We start from the raw sequence: 1,419 nt of genomic DNA, 5'->3' as shown, positions 1-1,419 counted from the left end.
CCGCTGCGCTTGAGCGGAGCGAGTAGCGTCAATCGTGGGAACAGACCTGAGGCAATCGCCAGTCCGCTGAGAATAAGCGCGATGGCGGCGAACAACTCATGCGTTTCATTCACAAAGCGCGGGGCGGCAAAACCCTGCGGCTTATCCGGTACCACCACCATCAGCGCTACCAGCGCCCACCACAGCAGGAGCGCACCCCAAACCGCAGGTTGGATGCGGCGCGGCACGTCACGGTTGCGGGCAATCGTCAGGGTTTCACTTGCCATTCGCGTCTCCTTAGCTGGACATGTTGCTCATGTGCGCCATGTTGCTGGCGTGCTGATGAGCAGATTCTGCTGGCAGCAGCTCCGGCACATAGTGCTCGGCGAAGCGTTGCGCATCGGTATCCGGACGGATCACGTTGATTTTCTTCAGCTCATCGATATACACCGCAACCTCTTTGCGCAGCTGCACGCCGGTGGAGTGATGGCTGTGGGTGTGCTCTTTCAGCATCGCGGCAATGTCCTCCACCGCGACGGAACCCGGCACAAATGGCTGGAAGATTTTCGCCGTCTCGTCCGGATGTTCGGCGGTCCACTGCTGCGCATCGACAATCGCCTGGGTGATGGCGCGCGCGGTGGCGGGATCGTCACGCACCAGCGAGCCGCGCAGGCCCAGCACGCAGCAAGTGAGGCTGGCGTATTCGCCTTTCAGGTTGTTATCGACTTCCACCAGATCGTGCTGCTTCTTCAGCAGCCAGCCCTGCGGATCGTCGGTGGCCAGCGCCTGCACTTCACCTTTGCGCAGCGCTTCGCCGAACAGGTCGGGTGGATATTGCAGCCAGTTGACCTGCTTATCAGGATCGATGCCCTGTTTCGCCAGCTGAATGGCGAAGAAGTTGCGAATCGGACTGGCCTGATCGCTCACCGCCACCGATTTACCCACCAAATCTTTCACATCGCGGATGCCGCTGTTTTGCGGAGCGAGTAGACGCATGCAGCCGCCGTGCGTGCCGACAGTGAGGTCAACATCAAAACCCTGCTCCAGCGGCTTCAGCCAGCGCAGCGCCATGCCAATGCCGCCATCGGCCTGGCCGGTGGCAATCGCCTGTAACAGCGCATCGGTTGGGCCGCTGAAGTTCACGGGTTCGACATTCAAACCGTACTTTTTAAAGAAGCCTTGCTTCAGCGCCACCGAAATCGGTGACTGACATACTGCGGTTTGTCCCCAGGCCAGCTTGATGGTTTTGAGAGATTTATCTTCGGCGAACACCTTGCTGCTCAGCAACGGGTTCACCGCCACGCCGGCACTAAAGAGACCCAGCCCGCGTAATAACGCGCGGCGGCTCAGAGAGAATTGTTGAAATGCCATCCTGTCTTCCTTGTAGATAAAGTTCACAGGCACTATGGCAAAGGCAATAAGCGCGACAAAATAACAATC

General features: G+C 58.8%; 1 protein-coding gene and 1 pseudogene. Both read right to left on the bottom strand.

Translation table 11 applies throughout. The features are described 5' to 3' along the window. Positions 1-266, bottom strand: a pseudogene (locus tag RTY00_RS23075) (ABC transporter permease); the annotation flags it as partial. Positions 267-276: 10 nt separating this feature from the next. Continuing rightward, positions 277-1,350, bottom strand: coding sequence for an ABC transporter substrate-binding protein (locus RTY00_RS23070; protein ID WP_312666511.1), 1,074 nt, complete (start codon positions 1,348-1,350; stop codon positions 277-279). Between the last annotated feature and the right edge of the window lie 69 nt (positions 1,351-1,419).

Source organism: Pantoea sp. CTOTU49201 (assembly GCF_032054795.1).
GTDB classification, from domain to species: Bacteria; Pseudomonadota; Gammaproteobacteria; order Enterobacterales; family Enterobacteriaceae; genus Pantoea; species Pantoea symbiotica.
This window is presented reverse-complemented; position numbering and strand designations above follow the sequence as displayed.